This is a genomic window from Streptomyces sp. A1136 (assembly GCF_004795055.1).
Lineage (GTDB): Bacteria > Actinomycetota > Actinomycetes > Streptomycetales > Streptomycetaceae > Streptomyces.
On sequence record NZ_SSBJ01000008.1, the window covers coordinates 196,194 to 213,439 of the forward strand.

14 protein-coding genes are annotated in these 17,246 nt (G+C 74.3%); 7 read left to right on the forward strand and 7 right to left on the reverse strand.

Annotation, left to right across the window (positions count from 1 at the left end; genetic code table 11):
* Positions 1–40 precede the first annotated feature (40 nt).
* A complete protein-coding gene (locus E6R62_RS10650; protein ID WP_136213112.1) occupies positions 41–1,597 on the forward strand; it encodes an MFS transporter in 1,557 nt (518 codons plus the stop codon).
* 15 nt (positions 1,598–1,612) lie between these two features.
* The gene (locus E6R62_RS10655) at positions 1,613–2,221 is read left to right on the forward strand and encodes a DUF6629 family protein (protein ID WP_136213113.1); all 609 of its coding nucleotides are present in this window, start codon (positions 1,613–1,615) and stop codon (positions 2,219–2,221) included.
* Positions 2,222–2,238: 17 nt separating this feature from the next.
* On the opposite strand, the gene E6R62_RS39465 is transcribed toward E6R62_RS10655, so the two are convergent.
* The 3 genes from E6R62_RS39465 to E6R62_RS10665 all read right to left on the reverse strand — a co-directional run bounded on the left by E6R62_RS39465 (position 2,239) and on the right by E6R62_RS10665 (position 4,643).
* The gene (locus tag E6R62_RS39465; protein WP_168714012.1) at positions 2,239–2,400 is read right to left on the reverse strand and encodes a DUF6126 family protein; all 162 of its coding nucleotides are present in this window, start codon (positions 2,398–2,400) and stop codon (positions 2,239–2,241) included.
* Positions 2,401–2,415: 15 nt separating this feature from the next.
* The gene (locus E6R62_RS10660) at positions 2,416–3,048 is read right to left on the reverse strand and encodes a helix-turn-helix domain-containing protein (protein WP_136213114.1); all 633 of its coding nucleotides are present in this window, start codon (positions 3,046–3,048) and stop codon (positions 2,416–2,418) included.
* A 62-nt stretch (positions 3,049–3,110) separates the two neighbouring features.
* On the reverse strand, positions 3,111–4,643 hold the full coding sequence (locus E6R62_RS10665; protein ID WP_136213115.1) for an ATP-dependent DNA ligase: 1,533 nt from the start codon (positions 4,641–4,643) through the stop codon (positions 3,111–3,113).
* A 289-nt stretch (positions 4,644–4,932) separates the two neighbouring features.
* Between E6R62_RS10665 and E6R62_RS10670 the strand changes: the two genes are divergently transcribed.
* Together E6R62_RS10670 and E6R62_RS10675 are read left to right on the forward strand one after the other, a co-directional pair.
* The gene (locus E6R62_RS10670; RefSeq protein ID WP_136213116.1) at positions 4,933–7,644 is read left to right on the forward strand and encodes an alpha/beta fold hydrolase; all 2,712 of its coding nucleotides are present in this window, start codon (positions 4,933–4,935) and stop codon (positions 7,642–7,644) included.
* Complete coding sequence (locus E6R62_RS10675; protein WP_136213117.1) at positions 7,641–8,507, forward strand: ABC transporter permease; 867 nt, start codon at positions 7,641–7,643, stop codon at positions 8,505–8,507. The genes E6R62_RS10670 and E6R62_RS10675 overlap by 4 nt, the downstream gene beginning before the upstream one ends.
* A gap of 124 nt (positions 8,508–8,631) precedes the next feature.
* On the opposite strand, the gene E6R62_RS10680 is transcribed toward E6R62_RS10675, so the two are convergent.
* On the reverse strand, positions 8,632–9,567 hold the full coding sequence (locus E6R62_RS10680; RefSeq protein ID WP_136213118.1) for an aldo/keto reductase: 936 nt from the start codon (positions 9,565–9,567) through the stop codon (positions 8,632–8,634).
* Between the two features lie 134 nt (positions 9,568–9,701).
* On the opposite strand from E6R62_RS10680, the gene E6R62_RS10685 reads away from it, so the two are divergent.
* On the forward strand, positions 9,702–10,217 hold the full coding sequence (locus E6R62_RS10685; RefSeq protein ID WP_240801592.1) for a hypothetical protein: 516 nt from the start codon (positions 9,702–9,704) through the stop codon (positions 10,215–10,217).
* Positions 10,218–10,266: 49 nt separating this feature from the next.
* Here E6R62_RS10685 and galK read toward each other — a convergent pair whose 3' ends face one another.
* The 3 genes from galK to E6R62_RS10700 are packed head-to-tail and all read right to left on the reverse strand — an operon-like array spanning position 10,267 to position 14,272.
* Complete coding sequence (galK, locus tag E6R62_RS10690; protein ID WP_206308701.1) at positions 10,267–11,424, reverse strand: galactokinase; 1,158 nt, start codon at positions 11,422–11,424, stop codon at positions 10,267–10,269.
* A complete protein-coding gene (gene galT / locus E6R62_RS10695; RefSeq protein WP_136213119.1) occupies positions 11,421–12,470 on the reverse strand; it encodes a galactose-1-phosphate uridylyltransferase in 1,050 nt (349 codons plus the stop codon). The genes galK and galT overlap by 4 nt, the downstream gene beginning before the upstream one ends.
* Positions 12,471–12,484: 14 nt before the next feature.
* A complete protein-coding gene (locus E6R62_RS10700; protein ID WP_136213120.1) occupies positions 12,485–14,272 on the reverse strand; it encodes a beta-galactosidase family protein in 1,788 nt (595 codons plus the stop codon).
* A gap of 236 nt (positions 14,273–14,508) precedes the next feature.
* Between E6R62_RS10700 and E6R62_RS10705 the strand changes: the two genes are divergently transcribed.
* The gene (locus tag E6R62_RS10705) at positions 14,509–15,609 is read left to right on the forward strand and encodes a LacI family DNA-binding transcriptional regulator (protein WP_136213121.1); all 1,101 of its coding nucleotides are present in this window, start codon (positions 14,509–14,511) and stop codon (positions 15,607–15,609) included.
* Positions 15,610–15,745: 136 nt separating this feature from the next.
* Complete coding sequence (locus E6R62_RS10710) at positions 15,746–17,122, forward strand: ABC transporter substrate-binding protein (RefSeq protein WP_136213122.1); 1,377 nt, start codon at positions 15,746–15,748, stop codon at positions 17,120–17,122.
* Positions 17,123–17,246: the final 124 nt, after the last annotated feature.

Below are 17,246 nucleotides of genomic sequence, written 5' to 3' on the forward strand. Positions count from 1 at the left end.
CCGGGTGGCCTTTCCGGGGCGCCCGCGTCAGCCTGGGTGCATGACCGCACCCGCTGAGCCGCCGCCCGAACAGACCCCCGGCGTGCCGGGGGAACAGTCCCCGACACGGCCGGTTCCGCCGGCGTCCGGGTCCGGCGTCCCGGACGTGCCGATCGCTTCGGCGCGGGGGCGGTGGATCCTGCTCACCACGGTCCTCGGGTCGAGCATGGCGCTGCTGGACTCGACGGTGGTGAACGTCGCGCTCCCGCAGATCGGCCGGGACCTCGGCGCCGATCTCGCGGTGCTCCAGTGGACGGTCAACGCCTATCTGCTGACCCTGGCCGGGCTGATCCTGGTCGGCGGGGCGCTCGGAGACCGCTTCGGTCGGCGGCGGATCTTCGTGCTGGGCGTGATCTGGTTCGCCGCCGGATCCCTGCTGTGCGGCATCGCGCCGAACGAAGGCGTGTTGATCGCCGCCCGCGCCCTCCAGGGCATCGGCGGGGCCCTGCTGACACCCGGTTCGCTGGCCTTGATCCAGGGTTCGATCAGGTCCGATGACCGGGCGCGCGCGATCGGCCTGTGGTCCGGGCTGGGCGGGGTGGGCGCGGCCGTGGGGCCGTTCCTCGGGGGGTGGCTGGTCGACGGGCCCGGCTGGCGGTGGGTGTTCCTGCTGAACGTGCCGGTGGCCGCGCTGTGCGTGCCGGTGGCGCTGAGACACGTACCGGAATCGCGGGATCCGCAGGCGCACGGGCGGTTCGACGTGGCGGGCGCCGTGATCGGGGCGGCCTCGCTGGGCCTGCTCACCTACGCGCTGATCGAGGCGCGCAACGGCACGGCGCAGGCCGTGGCGACGGCGGTGGGCGGGCTGCTGCTGGGGGCCCTGTTCGTCTGGGTCGAGCGCCGGCGACAGTACCCGATGGTGCCGCCGTCGATCTTCGCCTCCCGGCAGTTCACCGCCGTCAACCTCGTCACCTTGTGCGTGTACGCGGCCTTCGGCGGCTTCTTCTTCCTGGTGGTGCTCCAGCTCCAGGTCGTGGTCGGGTATTCGGCGCTGGCCTCCGGGGCCGCGTTGCTGCCGACGACGGCCCTGATGCTGTTGCTGTCCGCGCGCGCGGGCGCGCTCGGGGAGCGGATCGGGCCGCGCATCCCGCTCACGGTCGGGCCGTTGCTGTGCGCGGGCGGGATGCTGCTGATGCTGCGGGTCGGGCCGGGCGCCTCGTACGGGGCGGACGTGCTGCCGGCGCTCGTCGTGATGGGGATGGGGATGGTGACCCTGGTGGCTCCGCTGACGGCGACCGTGCTGGCCTCGGTCGACCCCGGCCGGGCGGGTCTCGCCAGCGGCATCAACAACGCCGCCGCGCGGGCCGCCGGGCTGCTCGCGGTGGCCGCGTTGCCGCTGTTGGCGGGGATGGGTCCCGACTCCTACCTCTCCGCGCCGGCTTTCGACGCGGCCTTCGGGCGGGCCATGCTCTGGTGCGCGGGCATCCTCGTGGTGGGGTCGGTCCTGGCGTGGGCGACCGTACGCAAGCCCGCGCCGGCGTCGTGCCACCCGCTGTGTCGTACCTGCTGCGGGGTGACCTCGCCCCCGCTCGAACCGCCGCGCACGGCGGGGCGGTGAGTCCCTCCCGCCGCGATGTGCTGGAGCGCCACGGCCGACCTGACGGCGGGCACCGTCATCACCGCCGTGGGAGCGGTGTGCGTGCTCCGCGTCCGGCGGACACGTGACCTGTCCCTCGCCGCGCTGCCGCTGCTGCTCGGCGCGCACCAGCTGGTGGAGGCGGCGGTCTGGGCTCCCGGTGGGGGCGGGGGCGCAGCGGCCACCGCGTGGGCGGTGATCGCCCTGCCCCTGCTGCCGGTGTGGGTGCCCCCGGGCGTGCTGCTCGCCGCCGGGCCGGGGGCTCCACCGCGGCTGTGGGGACCGGTGGCCGCCGGTCTCGCCACGGCGGGGTACCTGGCGTACTGCCTGGCCGCCGGGACGGTATCGGCGCGGATCAGGGGTCACACCGTCGGCTACGGCGTGGACGTGCCGTACCCGGCGCCGGTCCTCGCCGGTTATCTCTTCGCCACGCTGGGCGCCCTGCTCCTCACCGATGACCGCCGGTTGCGGCGGTTGGGGGCGGTACTCGCCGTCGGCGCGCTGGTCTGCGCGGGGTTGTGGCGGTTGGAGTTCGCCTCCACCTGGTGCGCGTTCGCGGCGGTCGCCTCGGTGCTGCTGCTCGGCTGGGTGCGCCGCCGGCGCTGAGCCGCGGGCCCGGGGCGTCACTGGTTGTGGGCGCCCAGGACGAAGAGCAGGTAGACGAAGCCGGCGAAGAGGTGACCCACGAAGAGGTAGGCCACCAGTCGGATGACCAGTCCGCGCGGGAACTTGGACTCGATCCGCTTGAGCACGCTCAGGGGCTGGTCGGGCGGGGTGGGGGACACGGTGCGGCTCCTCGGTCAGCGGCGGTCGGTGGTGGCCCCGCCGAGGCAGAGCCCGGCGAGGCTGCTCTGCAGCAGGGTGTGGACGAACAGGAGGTCGGCGCCCGCGGCGGTGGCCGCGCCGATCCGGTGCGGGGTCAGCGAGTCGAAGTGCGCGCTGTCGCCGGGCTCCAACAGGTACTCGCTCTCCCCCAGGTGCAGCCGGAGCGTGCCGGTGAGCACGTACAGCCACTCCTCGCCGGGGTGGACGCGGACCAACTCGCCCTGGCCCCGGCCGGCCGGGACGTGGACGCGCAGCGCCTGCATGCCACGGCCGGAGCCACCGGCCTGCCAGTACGTCCAGCCGTCCGCCTCGCGGGCCCCGGGCCCACCCGCCCGTACGATGGGATCGGCCGCGGCGGGGGTCTCGCCGAGCAACTCGGAGACGGTCGTACCGTAGGTGCGGGCCAAGCCGAGCAGGAGCGGCAGGGAGGGTTGGCGCCGGCCGGTTTCCAGCCGGGACAGGTGGGCCGGCGAGAGCCGGGCCCGGGCGGCGGCGGCTTCCAGGGTGAGTCCGGCGCGGCGGCGCAGCTCGCGCAGCTGCGGGGCCACGGCGGGAAGCTCTTCCCCCGCGGCCGGGTCGTCGTCGCCGGGGGCGGGACCGGTTGTCATGCTTCGATTGAGCCAGACTTTTGCCCCTCCGGCAATTCTCTTTGCCTCTGAGGCAAAGACCCTCACTCCGTCCGGTCGCGGAGCACGGTCTCGACCGTGTCGGCCTCCTGCGCGTTCTTGTCCGGGCGGTGCCGCAACACCCGCGCGAAGCGCAGCGCGACACCGGCCGGGTAGCGCGAGGAGCGCTGCAGGCCGTCGTAGGCGATCTCCACCACCAGCTCCGGCCGCACCCACACCGTGTAACCGTCTTCCCGCACCGCGAGTTCCCGAAGCCGCTCGGTCTGCCAGCGCAGCATCTCGTCGGTGAGGCCCTTGAAGGTCTTGCCGAGCATGGCGAAGCCGCCGTCGGCGGCCCGCGCCCCGAGGTGCAGGTTGGACAGCATGCCGGTGCGCCGCCCGTGGCCCCATTCGGCGGCGAGCACGACCAGGTCGAGGGTGTGCACCGGCTTCACCTTGAGCCACTGTTTGCCGCGCCGGCCGGCGGCGTAGGGCGAGTCGAGCGCCTTGACCATCACGCCCTCGTGGCCCCGGCGCAGCGCTTCGGCCGCGAACGCCTCGGCGTCGGCCGACTGGACGGCCGGTTCGTCGACGACCAGCCGGCGCACCCGGGAGGTCTCGGGCACCAGCTCCGCGAGTACCGCGTACCGCTCACGGACGGGCAGGTCGAGCAGGACGTCGTCACCGGCGGCCAGGACGTCGAAGAAGTAGGCACTGACCGGCAGGGTCTGGCGGGCGGCGGCCACGTCCAGCCGGGAGCCGACCCGGCTCGCGATCTCCTGGAAGGGGACCGGGCGGCCGTCGGCGCCCTCGCCGATGACCTCGCCGTCGAGGATGAAGCGGTCTCCCGGCAGCTCCCGGGCCAGCGCGGCCACTTCGGGCAGCCGGCCGGTGATCTCGTCGAGGGAGCGGGTGTAGATCCGTACGTCGTCGCCGTCGCGGTGGACCTGGACGCGGATGCCGTCCAACTTCTCCTCCACGGCGCAGGGCCCGAGCGCGGCGACCGCTTCGCCCACCGAGGGGCCGGTGCCCGCGAGCATCGGCTGGACCGGCTGCCCGACGCGCAGGGTGACCGCCCGCAGCGCCTCGGCGCCCTCCGCCAGGACGGCGGCGCCGACACGGGGCAGCGACCCGTCCAGCATCACGGCCCGGCGCAGGGCGGCGGCGGGTACCCCGGCGGCGGCGGCCACCCCTTCCAGCGCCACCGCGTCCAGGGCGCCTTGGCGTACCTCTCCGGACAGCAGGCTGCGCAGGAACCGCTGTTCGGGCTCGGTGGCGGCGCCGAGCAGGCCGTCCAGGAGGCGGCGCCGCTCGGCTTGCGATCCCGTGCCGGAGACGGCGGCGAGGCGGGTCACGGCCCGGTCCACGGCGCCGACGGTGAGGGTGGGCCGGTCGGCCGGCGGGACCTCGCGGCCGAGGGCGCTCCAGCCGATGCCGGGGCGACCCTGCGGGAGCCGTCCGGCGAGGTACGCGATGACCAGCGCGGCCTCCTCGGGCGGGACGGCGGCGAACAACTCCGCGAGCAGGGCGGTCTTGCGGGAGCGGGCGGAGGTCTCGGCGACCTCCCGGGACACGCGAGCGACCTCGGCCAGCAGCATGCGGACCATAGTGCCGCCACGCGGCGGCCGGCGCAGGTCGGGACGCGGTACGGCGGCGCGCGGGGCGGCGGGGCCGGGGGTGGCGGTCGGGCGGAGGCGGAGGACGGGGCGGCGATCGGGCGGAGGCCGGGGTGGCTCACCCCAGGGGGGTGGCTCACCTCGGGGCGCCGCAGGTGCGGCGCGGTACCGCGACCGCGGTACCCGGGGCGGTCGGTGTACTCCTCCAGGAGGTCTCGGGCTCCGCCTGAGGGCGCTCGGGCGCGCCCGGGCCGACCCGTAGGGTTCCCGTATGAAGCTCCGACTCCCCCGGCGCCGCCGGGACCGCCTCCTCGCCGGCGCCGCCGCGCTCGCCGTCCTGGCGGGGACCGGCACGGTGACGGCCATGGCCTCCGCCGACGGGCCGGCGGTGCACCGCCTGGACCGTGTGGTGCGGATGCCCGACGCCGGGATCGACATCTCCTACTTCACCGCCGGCGCGGGCGGAGGCGACACGGCGAAGCGTCCCGCCGTCCTGCTCGGCCACGGCTTCGGCGGCAGCAAGGACGACGTCCGCCCCCAAGCGGAGCGGCTGGCCCGCGAGGGGTACGCCGTCCTGACCTGGTCGGCGCGCGGCTTCGGCCGTTCGGGCGGCCGCATCGGCCTCAACGACCCCGACTACGAGGTCAAGGACGTCTCCCGGCTGATCGACTGGCTCGCCCTGCGGCCGGAGGTGCGGCTCGACGCGGCCGGCGACCCGCGCGTCGGGGTGGCCGGGCCCTCCTACGGCGGCGCGGCGGCGCTCCTGGCCGCCGCGTACGACCACCGCGTGGACGCCATCGCCCCGCAGATCACCTACTGGAACCTCGCCGATTCCCTCTTCCCGAACGACGTCTTCAAGAAGCTGTGGGCCGGTGTCTTCTTCACCACCGGCTCCGCGCAGGGCGTGACGCCGAACGCGCCGCCCGCCGGCCCGACCGCCGCTCCGCCCACCGGCTGCGGGCGGTTCCAGCCGGAGCTGTGCGCGATGTACGAGCGGATCGCGGTGTCCGGGAAGCCCGACGCCGAGGCCCGCGCGCTGCTGGAGCGCCGCAGCCCGTCCGCCGTGGGCGACCGGATCAAGGTGCCGACACTGATCGTGCAGGGCCAGGACGACTCCCTCTTCCCGCTGGACCAGGCCGACGCCATGGCCCGGGCCATCGCCGCCAACGGGGCGCCGGTGGCGGTGGACTGGGCCGCCGGGGGCCACGACGGCGGCATGCGCGAGACAGACCGTGTCGAGAACCGGGTGACGGGCTGGTTCGACCGGTACCTCAAGGGCGACGAGGGCGCGTCCACCGGTCCCGCGTTCCGGGTCTCGCGCTCGGGTGGCCTCGACTCCACGGACGGGACCGTGCGGCTGCGGGGCGCGAGCGGCGACCGCTATCCGGGCCTGACCTCCGGGGTGCGCGGGTTCGCGCTCGCCGGGCGGGAGCAGGGCTTCGCCAACCCGGCCGGCGCGAGCCCGCCGTCGCTGTCCGCACTGCCCGGCATCGGTGGACAGCTCGCCGCCTTCGGAGGCGGCCTGTCGCTGGACTTCCCCGGGCAGAACGCCCGGTTCGAGTCGGAGCCGCTCGGCGAGGGGATCCGGATCACGGGTACCCCGACCGTCAGGGTGCGGGTGAGGTCGACGGCCGCGGACGGTTCGGCCGTGCTGTTCGGCAAGGTGTACGACGTCGCGGCCGACGGCCGGCAGGCGGTGCTGCCGAGTCAGCTGGTGGCTCCGGTGCGGGTGACCGACGCGGGGCAGGGGCGGAGCGTGGAGCTGCGCCTTCCCGCCGTCGACCACGCCGTCGAGGCGGGGCACCGGCTGCGGCTCGTGCTCGCCGCCACCGATCTGGGCTACGCGTCCCCCGCCGAGCCGGCCACCTACACCGTGGCGCTGGAGGGGCCGCTGGCGGTGCCCGTCGCCGACGGGGTGCGGACCTCCTCGGGCGGGTTGCCCGCCTGGACCTGGGGGTTGCCGCTCGCGGCGGTGGCGCTGGCCGCGGGGCTGTCGCTGATCCGGAGGACCGGCGGGGGCCGCGGCGGGACCCGGCCGGGCGCACCGCGGCCGGACCCCGCACTGGCCGGGGTACCACTGGAGATCACCGGGCTGACGAAGCGCTACGCGAAGGCTCGCGACCGGTACGCGGTGCGGGACCTGTCGTTCCGCGTGGAGCGGGGGCAGGTGCTCGGTCTGCTCGGACCCAACGGCGCCGGGAAGACCACCACCTTGCGGATGCTCATGGGGCTGATCAGCCCGGATGCCGGGGAGATCCGGGTGTTCGGGCACCCGGTGCGGGCCGGGTCCCCGGTGCTGTCCCGGGTGGGGGCCTTCGTCGAGGGCGCGGGTTTCCTGCCGCACCTGACGGGACGGGTCAATCTGGAGCTGTACTGGCGGGCCACCGGCCGGCCGGTCGAGGACGCGCGGATGGCGGAGGCGCTGGAGATCGCCGGACTCGGGGACGCCCTGGAGCGCGCGGTGCGTACCTACTCGCAGGGCATGCGGCAGCGACTCGCGATCGCCCAGGCCATGCTGGGGATGCCGGACCTGCTGATCCTGGACGAGCCGACGAACGGTCTGGACCCGCCGCAGATCCGGGAGATGCGGGACGTGATGATCCGGTACGCGGCCGGCGGACGGACCGTCATCGTCTCCAGCCACCTGCTGTCGGAGGTCGAGCAGTCGTGCACGCACCTGGTCGTCATGGACCGCGGGCGGCTCGTGCGGGCGGGCGAGGTCTCGGAGATCACGGGCGGTGGGGACACCCTGCTGGTGAGCCTGGCCGGGCCGGTGGACGAGGCCGTGGTCGAGAAGGTGGCCGCGCTGGAGGGAGTGGGTTCCGTCGTGGCCGCCGACGCGGGGCTGCTCGTACGGCTCGACGGTGCGGACGCCGCCGGGCTGATCGCCGAACTGGTCCGGCTGGAGGTGCCGGTGTGCGCCGTGGGGCCGCATCGGCGGCTGGAGGAAGCGTTCTTGACCCTGATCGGAGGTGCGGCGTGACGACTGCCGTGGACACGGCCCCGGGCTATCGGCCCGGGCGGACGCTCCCGCTGCGCGTGGAGGCGCTGCGGCAGTGGCGCAGGCGGCGGACGCTGGTGATGGGCGGGGTGCTGGCCGCGCTGCCCTTCGTCATGATCATCGCCTTCGCGGTGGGAGGGGGCAGGGACGGCGGCCGGGGCGGCGCCGACGGGCGGGTCACGCTGATCGACACCGCCACCTCCTCGGGCGCGAATTTCACCGCGACCTGTCTGTTCGTGTCGGCGGGGTTCCTGTTGGTGGTGCCGGTGGCCCTGTTCTGCGGGGACACGGTGGCGTCCGAGGCGAGTTGGTCCTCGCTGCGCTACCTGCTGGCCTCGCCGGTACCGAGGGCGCGGCTGCTGTGGAGCAAGCTCGTGGTCGCGCTGGGGTTCAGCCTGGCGGCGATGGTGTTGCTGCCGGTTGTGGCGCTGGTGGCGGGCACGGCCGCGTACGGGTGGGGGCCGCTGAAGCTCCCCACGGGCGGGGCGCTGGCCGCCGGGGAGGCGGTGCCGAGGCTGGCGCTGGTCGTCGCGTTCGTCTTCGTGTCGCAGTTGGTGACGGCGGGGTTGGCGTTCTGGCTGTCGACGCGGACCGATGCGCCGCTCGGCGCGGTGGGCGGCGCGGTGGGGCTGACGATCGTCGGCAACGTGCTGGACGCGGTGACGGCGCTCGGGTCGTGGCGCGAGTTCCTGCCCGCGCACTGGCAGTTCGCGTGGGCGGACGCGCTCCAGCCGCAGCTGGAGTGGGGCGGGATGGTCAAGGGGGCGGCGGTCTCGGTGTCGTACGCGGTGGTGCTGTTCGCCCTCGCCTTCCGCGGTTTCGCCCGCAAGGACATCGTGTCCTGAGGGCGCCCGAGGGCGGCGGGCGCACGCTGGAGCCGTCGAGGCCCGAGGGGCTTCGACGGCTTCCGCGCGCGCGAACCGGCCGGGCGGGGGTGCCGGGCGGAGGTGCCGGGCGGGGCGACGCGGCTCAGGCGACGGCGTCGATCTCGGCGAGCAGTTCCGTTTCCAGCGGGCGGTCGGCGACCGCCGCGTTGGCGCGGACCTGCTCGGGGGAGGTGGCACCGGCGATCACGGAGGCACAGCCGGGCTGGGCGGACAGCCAGCCGATGGCGAGTTCCAGGACGGTGCGGTCGTACTTCCCGGCGATCGCGGCGAGCGCCTCGACGGTGTCGAGCCGCTCCTCGGTGAGGTACGCGTCGCGCCCTTCGAGGCGGGAGCCGGACGGGACGGGCGCCCCCCGGCGGATCTTGCCGGTGAGCAGGCCGTTGGCGAGGGGGAAGTAGGGCAGGACGCCGACGCCGTAGTGCAGCGCGGCCGGGACGAGCTCCGCCTCGGCCGCGCGCTGGAGCAGTGACCATTCGTTCTGTGCCGATACGAAGGGGGTCGTACCGGTCTCGCGGGCGACGTGGGCCGCTTCGGCGAGCTGCCAGCCGCTGAGGTTGGAGTGGCCGATGTAGCGGACCTTGCCCTCGGTGACGAGTTCACCGAGGGCGCCGAGGGTCTCGGCGATGGGGACGGTCGGGTCGGGGCTGTGCAGCTGGTAGAGGTCGATGTGGTCGGTCTCCAGGCGGCGCAGGGACTCCTCGACGGCGCGCCGGATGTAGGCGCGGCCGCCCCGCGACCCGGCGGCGGGCCCGTACCCCATGTCGACGCCGTGGAAGCCGAACTTCGTCGCGAGGACGACCTGGTCGCGGCGGCCCTTGAGGGCCTGGCCGAGGTGGCGTTCGGAGCCGCCGGCCCCGCCGTAGATGTCGGCGGTGTCGAGCAGGGTGACCCCCGCGTCGAGTGCGGCGTCCACGACGTCTCGGGTGGCCCGCGCGTCCAGACGCCCCCCGAAGTTGTTGCAGCCGAGGCCCACGGCGGAGACCAGGAGCCCTGAGTCGCCCAGGGGGAGATAACGCATAGGGGTTCTTCCTCCACACTCGTCCGACACGTGCTGGATCAAGCCGGCAGTGTACGCAACGGCCTGGGTCGCCGGGCGGCGGAAACCATGGGCGCGGCGGGGCGGCGGTGGGGGCGGTGCTGCATGCTGGTGCCGTGTCGAACCTGTTCCACGGCCGTGCCGGTCGCCGCCTGGACCTGAACAACAGCGCGACGGCCGTCTTCGTCGACGTGCTCTTCCTGGCCGTGTCCACGCTCGCCCGGGAACCGTGGCACTTCCGCTTCGCTTCCCTGCTCACGCTCCAGGACCAGTCCGTGATGGGGCGGGGCGTGGTGGGCTTCGACCTCGACGACCTCGATTGGGGTGCCACGCCGGCCGAACGGGCCGCCGCGAAGGAGTTCGTGCTCGATGTCGTCGATCTCGCGTTGGACCGCCACCGGTGGGACGAACTCTCCTACGAACCCGCCCGCGCGGAAGGGTATCTGCGCGAGTTCCGCGCAATGGTCCGGGAGTTCGACCCGCAGGAGGCGGACCCGGCCGCAGCCGTCCCCGGTCCGGGAAACAGGATGCCGGCCGTGCACGAGGCCGCGTGTGCCTCGTGCGTACGCCACCGGGTGCTGGACGGGCTGCCGTGGTGGGGCGGGTGCGTCTTCTGCACGGCGGGGGGCTGAACGCCGCGGCCCGCCGTGGGGCGCCGGCCCCTCGGGTCCGCACGCCCCACTAGACGACGCGGCCCGCGCCCGCCGACGGGGTGACCGGGGTGATGCGGGGCGGGACGTGGCCGGCCCGGGCGAACGCGTCCGTCACGGCCCGCGCCACCGCCGGTTCGGCTTCCGCGTCGATCAGGGCCAGGGCGGAGCCGCCGAAGCCGCCCCCCGTCATGCGGGCTCCGTACGCGCCCGCCGCGTTCGCGGTGGTCACGGCCAGGTCCAGCTCCGGGCAGGACACCGCGTAGTCGTCGCGCAGGGAGGCGTGGCCCTCCGTCAGCAGGGCGCCCGTCTCGCGCAGTCGGCCGGCGCCGAGGAGTTCGCCGACCCGCAGGACGCGTTCGTTCTCGGTGACGACGTGCCGGACCCGCCGTCGTGCGACCGGATCGTCGAGCCGGCCCAGCGCCCCGTCCAGTTCCTCGAAGGGGAGGTCGCGCAGCGCCGGCAGGCCCAGGCGGGCGGCCGCCCGGTGGCAGGAGGCGCGGCGCTCCGCGTAGGCACCGTCGGCGAGGTCGTGCTTGACGCGGGTGTCGATGACGAGGAGGCGCAGGCCCGCCGCCGCGCAGTCGAAGGGGACGTGGTCGTGTCGGGGGCCGCGTGTGTCCAGGCGCAGGACGTGGCCCTCGGTGGCGCAGGCGGAGGCCGTCTGGTCCATGATCCCGCAGGGCACGCCCACGTACGCGTTCTCGGCGCGGCGGGCGAGGGCCGCCAGTTCGGGGCGGGTGGGCGTGAGCCCGTACAGCTCGGTGAGGGCCAGGCCGGTCGCCACCTCAAGGGCGGCGGAGGAGGACAGTCCGGCTCCGGTCGGCACGTCGGACCGTATGTGGAGGTCCGCCCCGCCGACCGGGAGCCCCGCCTCGCGCAGCGCCCAGGCCACCCCGGCGGGGTACGCGGCCCAGCCGTCGGCTCCCCGCGGCCGGTGCGCCGGGTCGAGGGTGGCGAGGTCGAGGGTGATCACGCCGGAGTCGGACGCGGCGGAGTGCAGCCTCAGCAAGGTGTCGGAGCGCGGGGCGGCGGCGACCTCGGTTCGGTGCGGCAGGGCGAAGGGCAGGGCGAAGCCGTCGTTGTAGTCGGTGTGTTCGCCGATCAGGTTGACCCTGCCGGGAGCCGCCCAGACCCCGTGGGAGGGCTGCCCGTACAGGTCGCGGAACGCGCGCGCGGTGTCGTTCACCGGCTCGCCACCTCGCGCAGGCGTGCGGCGGCGTCCTCGGGCCGGACGTCGTTCATGAACGCCTCCATGCCCGATTCGGTTCCGGCGAGGTACTTGAGCTTGTCCGCCGCGCGACGGACGGTGAACAGTTCGAGGTGCAGCGCGAAATCGTCGCGGTCGCGCCCGGCGTCCGTGGGCGCCTGGTGCCAGGCCGAGATGTACGGGGTCGGTTCGGGCCGGTCGAAGAGCCGGTCGAAGCGGCGCAGCAGCTCCAGGTAGACGCGGGGGAACTCGGCGCGCGCGTCGTCGCCCAGGGCGGGCAGGTCGGGGACGCGCAGGCGCGGGTAGAGGTGGACTTCGTAGGGCCAGCGCGCCGCGTAGGGGACGAAGGCGGTCCAGTGCCCGCCTTCGAGGACCACCCGGCTGCCGTCGGCCAGCTCCCGCGCCACCACTTCCTCGAAGAGGTTGCCTCCGGTGCGCTCGCGGTGGGCGGCGACACCGGCGAGCGTGCGGGTGGTGCGCGGGGTGACGTAGGGGAAGGCGTAGATCTGGCCGTGCGGGTGGGCCAGGGTCACGCCGGTCTCGGTGCCCCGGTTCTCGAAGCAGTAGACCTGCCGGATGCCTTCGCGGGCGGCGAGTTCGGCGGTGCGGTCCGTCCAGGCGGCCAGGACCAGCGCGGCGCGCTCCTCGTCGAGTCCGGCGAAGGAGGTCCCGTGGTCGGGGGTGAAGCAGATGACCTCGCAGCGTCCGGTGTCTCCGGCGAGGGAGGGGTAGCGGTTCTCGAAGACGGCGACCTCGTAGTCCGGCGCCGGGATCTCGCTGGTCCGGCCGGGGGTGCTGGGGCACAGCGGGCAGGCGTCGGCGGGGGGCAGGTGGGTGCGGCCCTGGCGGTGGGACGCGATGACGACGGCGTCGCCGAGCAGGGGGTCGCGGCGCACTTCGGAGGTGGTGACGGTCGCCGAGGAGTCGAGTGCGCGGGTGTCGGGGAAGGCGCGCGCGGCTCCGTCGTCGGTGTCGTAGTAGAGGATCTCGCGGCCGTCGGCGAGCCGGGCGGCGGTGCGCTTCACGTACGGGCCTTCTCTCACTGGAGGTTGACGACCGTGGGGCGGCCGAGGTCGGGCTGGTCACGCAGGGGCAGTTCGGTGCCGGGGCGTTCGAGTTCGAGGACGACGAGTTCGTTCTCGCCGGTCCTCCAGAGGGGTGCGGGGGCGTAGAGGGTGCGCTGCGGGCCGCGCGGGGAGTCGTAGTGCCCGAGGAGGAAACCGTTGAGCCACAGGAGGCCGGTCCCCCAGTCGGAGAGGTCCACGAAGCCGTCGGCCGGGGCGGCGGGGAGGGTGTGGGTGTAGCGGTGGAAGGCGGGGTGGCCCTGCTCCGGCGCCTCGGACGACCAGCGCAGCCCGGTGAGGTCGGTGAGCGGGAGGGGCCGTATCTCCCACTCGAAGAGGTGCTGGTGGCCGTGGCGGACGCCGCGCCGGATGCCCTTGCGGTCGTCCAGGAGGGGCCCGTAGTTGACGCGTCCCTGGGCGCGGACGAGGACGTCGAGGACGACACCGCGCTCGCCGACGGGGAGGTCGGGGCCGTCGTCGGGGGTGTTGCGGTCGAGGACGCCGAGGAGCCGGCCGTCGGCGAAGAGGTAGGCGCGGTCGCCGAGGCCGTCGATCCGTACGGGCATGGCGGGGCGGGGTCCGGTGACGGTGGTGCGGTAGTGGATCAGGCCGTGGGACTGGCCGAGTTTCTCCATGGGCTCGGGCGCGGGGCGGGCGACGGGGGCGCCCCCGAGGAGGGGGAGGTGGGCCAGGAGCGGGGCGGCGCCGGCGGGGGTGGCGAGGGCCGGTGCGATGCGGGGCGGGGGTTCGGGCAGGGGGCCGTCGGGGAGGGGTACGTACTTTCCGATCACCTCGCGGAAGGCGTGGAACTTGGCGGTGAGTTCGCCGGCTTCGCCGATCGGCGCGTCGTAGTCGTAGCTGGTGGTGGTGGGCTGGTAGCCGGGATCGCCGGGGCGGGAGCCGGTGTGGTTGGCGCCGGCCCAGAAGCCGAAGTTGGTGCCGCCGTGGGCCATGTAGAGGTTGACGGAGGCGCCGGTGGCGAGGAGTTCGTCGAGCGAGCGCGCCGCTTCCTCGACGGAGCGGACGTGGTGCTCTTCGCCCCAGTGGTCGAACCAGCCGATCCAGAACTCCATGGCGACCAGCGGGCCGGTCGGCTGGTAGCGGCGCAGGTGCGCCAGGCGTTCGGTGGGCTTGGCCCCGAAGGTGGCCGTGGCGAGCCGGCCGGGCAGCGTGCCCCCTTGGAGCATGGCGTCCTCGGGGCCGTCCGCCGTGAACAGCAGGCAGTCGACGCCGCGTTCGCTCAACGCCCGCTCGACGTGCGCGACGTAGCCGGCGTCGTTGCCGTACGAGCCGTACTCGTTCTCGATCTGCACGGCGACGACCGGGCCGCCTCGGCCGGCGAGCAGTGGCAGCAGTTCGGGGACGACCGCGTCGAACCAGCCGTCGACCTCGGCCAGGAACCGGGGGTCGGAGCAGCGCAGGTACAGGCCGTCGAGGGCGAGGAGGCGTGCGGGCAGCCCGCCGAAGTCCCATTCGGCGCAGATGTAGGGGCCGGGGCGGACGATGGCGTCGAGGCCGAGGTCTCGGGCGAGGGCGAGGAACCGGGCGAGGTCGCGGGGGCCGGTGAAGTCGGCCTTGCCGGGGGCGGTCTCGTGGAAGTTCCAGGGGACGTAGGTGTCGACGGTGTTGACGCCCAGGGCGCGGAGCCGGGTGAGCCGGTCCTCCCACAGGTCGGGATGGACCCGGAAGTAGTGCAGGGCACCCGAGACGACGCGGTGGGGGCGGCCTGCGCGCCGGAATCCGTCCTGGTCGTACGTGAGCATGCGCGGGCTCCCGGGAGAAGGTCGTGACGCCGACGTGGACGGCGGGCGGGAGGGGTGGGCCGCCGCCGCGTATGTGAGGCCGAATATATGAAGGTCACGGCCACGCCGTCAATGACCGGTTGAACGCATTCGATCGAATCGATCGTATCGATTCCCTATGATGGGCACAGACCGCCGCGGCTGTTCCCGCGGACGAGCGCGGACCGCGGGGAGACCTCGCGAACAGGGGGAAGACCTTGAGGCCACATGTCGACCAACGCCAGGCGCAGGTGCTCGCGCTCGTCCGGGAGCGGGGCAGCGTGCGCGTCGCGGACCTGGCCCGGGAGCTCGGCATCTCGCCGGTGACACTGCGGCGGGACATCGAGGCGATGGCGGCGCGGGGCGAGATCCACCGGATGCACGGGGTGATCAGCCGGGTGGAGGGGAGGCCGGCCGCCGCGTCGCCCGCCGGGGCCTCCGAGGAGTCCGGTGGGCGGCCCGGCGGCCGGTCGGGGTTGGTGATCGGCATGGTCGTGCCGACCACCGAGTACTACTACGCCGATGTCGTGCGGGGCGCCCGGGAGGTGGTCGAGGCGCGGGGCGCGCGGCTGACGGTGGGACTGACCCGGTACCTGCCCGGCGAGGACCGCACGCAGGCGGACCGGCTGCTGTCGACCGGGGCCGACGGGCTGTTGCTGACACCGAACTGGGAGGTCGGCTCGCCCGGTCCCGGGGAAGGGACGTGGACGGCCGGGCTGGCGGTGCCGACGGTGCTGGTGGAGCGGTGGGCCCCGGCCGGGCATCCGGCGGCCGCGCTGGACCGGGTGGGATCGGACCACGCGCACGGGGCGGCGCTGGCGGTGCAGCACCTGGTGGAGCGGGGACACCGACGGATCGCGCTGGCCAGCCAGGAGACGCCCACCACGGCGCGGCTCCGGTCGGGGTACGAGGCGGCGGTGGCGGCGCTCGGATTGGAGCCCGCCCCGCCGTGGCCGGCGGCCGGCTCCGCGGAGCCGCTGTCGGTGGCGGACCGGTTCGCCCGGACGTTGGACTACCTGTGCGGGGCGGTCACGGAGGGCGGGGTGAGCGCCGCCCTGATCCACAGCGACACCGACGCCATCATGCTGATCCCGCGCCTTCAGGCGCGAGGGGTGCGGGTACCGGAGGACCTGGAGGTGATCACGTACGACGACGAGGTTGCGGGACTGGCCGACGTGCCGCTGTCGGCGGTGGCACCGGCGAAACGGGAGGTGGGGGCGCGGGCCGCCGCGCTGCTGCTGGACCGGCTGGGCGGCGCGGGCAGGGGAGGGCCCGGACAGCACCTGGAGCTGTTGCCCCGGCTGACCATTCGTTCATGACGAGTCGGGATCGCCGATTCGAACTGATTGTTTTGATCGAGTTGCGCATTCGCTCTTGACGGGTTGCCCGTTCGCGCAAAAGATGGGCCGCGTTCTGCACCCCGCCGCGTCCAGCGGTCGTCCGTAGGAGCCGTCCATGCCGCGCAGCTTCCTCGTTCCTTCCTCTTCCCCCCTTCCGGGGACCGGGCGCCGGCCCTGTCCGTCGCGCCTGACCCGTCTGGCCCTCACCGCCTCGGCCGCGTCCGTGGCCCTGCTCTCCACGGCTTGCGGCGGCGGGCAGGGCGCGCCGGAATCCGGTCCGGCGGGTGCGGCGGGCGCCTCGGGGAGTCCGGTGACGGTGACGTACTGGTCCTCCTCGGCGGGCGCGCAACAGACCGCCGACGCCTTCAACAAGACGCATCCGGACATCCGGGTGGAGTTCTCCTCGGTGCCGGGCGGCCCCGACGGCGCGGCGAAACTGGCGAACGCGGTCAAGGGAGGGAACGCGCCCGACATCGCGACGATGGACTACTCGGCGCTCCCGGAGTTCGCGAGCGGCGGCAACCTGGAGGATCTGAGCGGCACGTCCGGCGCGCTCGTCGCCGAGAAGTTCCCGGCGGCCGTGCAGTCGCTGGTGAAGCTCGGCGGCAGGACGTGGGCGGTTCCGTTCGACGTCACGCCGCTCGAACTCTTCTACCGCAAGGACATCTTCGAGAAGTACGCGGTGCCCGTGCCGAAGACGTGGGACGAGTACAAGGCCGCCGCGGAGAAGATCCACCAGGCCGACCCCTCCGTGAGGATCACGAACATGGGTGGCGGCGATCCGGCGGTGTTGGCGGGGCTGTCGTGGCAGGCGGGGGCCAAGTGGTACGGGACGCAGGGCGACAAGTGGAAGGTCGCCATCGACGACCCGGCCTCGAAGAAGGTTGCCGAGTACTGGACCGGGCTGATGGCCTCCGGGGCCGCCTCGAAGACCCCGTTGTGGGGGGAAGGCGAGGCGAAGGAACGTTCCTCCGGGCAGGTCGCGACCGTCATCGGCGCCGCCTGGACGGCAGGCACCTTCCTGACGAACTACCCCGACCTGAAGGGCGAGTGGGGCATCGCGCCGCTGCCGACCTGGGACGGCAGAGCGGCGACCGGCATGTACGGCGGCACCTCCTACATCGTGCCCAAGGGCAGCAAGCACACGAAGGCCGCCGCCGAGTTCATCCGCTGGGTGACCACCGAGCCGGAGGCGATCCGGGCCCGGCTCAGCTCGCTGAAGTCCCCCAGCAGCGCCCTGCCGGCCAACCCGGAGATGCGGGCGGAGGCGGCGAAGCTGTTCGACGCCTCGTACTTCGAGGGGCAGGACCCGTACGGGGTGGCGGGTGACGCGGCGGCGACGATCGTGCCCGGCTGGGCGTGGGGACCGGCCCAGCTCCAGGTGAACGCGGCGCAGAACGCGACCGGAGTGGACCTGGTGAAGGCCCTGTCCGAGGGCCAGTCGGCCGCCGAGAAGGCCATCAAGGACCGCGGACTGGGGTTGGCCGGCTGATGCCCGCCATCCCCTCCGCGAACGACGCCGACCGGGCGGACACCCCGGCCCGGGCCGGGGGCCCGCGGCGCTCCCCGACAGCCGGCGTGACAGCCGGCCCGGCAGGCAGCGCTGCGGACGGCGC

What these genes read in the sequence shown, in the direction of transcription:
- E6R62_RS10650 (WP_136213112.1), top strand. Translation starts at nt 41, where the DNA reads ATGACCGCACCCGCTGAGCCGCCGCCCGAACAGACCCCCGGCGTGCCG.
- E6R62_RS10655 (WP_136213113.1), top strand. Translation starts at nt 1,613, where the DNA reads ATGTGCTGGAGCGCCACGGCCGACCTGACGGCGGGCACCGTCATCACC.
- E6R62_RS10660 (WP_136213114.1), bottom strand. Translation starts at nt 3,048, where the DNA reads ATGACAACCGGTCCCGCCCCCGGCGACGACGACCCGGCCGCGGGGGAA.
- E6R62_RS10665 (WP_136213115.1), bottom strand. Translation starts at nt 4,643, where the DNA reads ATGCTGCTGGCCGAGGTCGCTCGCGTGTCCCGGGAGGTCGCCGAGACC.
- E6R62_RS10670 (WP_136213116.1), top strand. Translation starts at nt 4,933, where the DNA reads ATGAAGCTCCGACTCCCCCGGCGCCGCCGGGACCGCCTCCTCGCCGGC.
- E6R62_RS10680 (WP_136213118.1), bottom strand. Translation starts at nt 9,567, where the DNA reads ATGCGTTATCTCCCCCTGGGCGACTCAGGGCTCCTGGTCTCCGCCGTG.
- E6R62_RS10700 (WP_136213120.1), bottom strand. Translation starts at nt 14,272, where the DNA reads ATGCTCACGTACGACCAGGACGGATTCCGGCGCGCAGGCCGCCCCCAC.
- E6R62_RS10710 (WP_136213122.1), top strand. Translation starts at nt 15,746, where the DNA reads ATGCCGCGCAGCTTCCTCGTTCCTTCCTCTTCCCCCCTTCCGGGGACC.